The organism is Dankookia rubra (assembly GCF_004355005.1).
In the GTDB taxonomy this organism is placed as follows: domain Bacteria; phylum Pseudomonadota; class Alphaproteobacteria; order Acetobacterales; family Acetobacteraceae; genus Paracraurococcus; species Paracraurococcus ruber_A.
This window is the reverse complement of record NZ_SMSJ01000395.1, coordinates 1-312: the sequence shown is the minus strand read 5'-3', so window position 1 is coordinate 312 and position 312 is coordinate 1. Positions and strand designations below refer to the sequence as shown.

The window sequence follows — 312 nt, the reverse complement described above, 5'->3', positions numbered from 1 at the left end:
AATACGCCCGCGCAGATGATAATTACGGCTCACCTGCTGGCTGCCGAACTGCTCCGAGTCCACCTGCACGCCGACCAGTGCCGTGTTCGGGTAGCACTGTTTCACATCGATGATTTCAGTGTATGACGACCAGAGCGTTTTGTTCTGCAGCTGGTCTGTGGTGCTGTCCGGCGTCATCCTGCGCATCCGGATATTAAACGGGCGCGGCGGCAGGTTACCCATCACCACCGAGGCCAGATACTGCGAGGTGGTTTTGCCCTTAATGGTGATGTCTTTTTCCGTCACCCAGCCACCGTTACGTTGTATCTGAAC

Annotated in this window: 1 protein-coding gene; it reads right to left on the bottom strand. The window is 56.1% G+C overall.

Annotated elements, in window-relative coordinates:
* Positions 1 to 312: TipJ family phage tail tip protein (gene gpJ, locus E2C06_RS37100; protein WP_193560552.1), on the bottom strand; the 312-nt coding region annotated here is incomplete at both ends.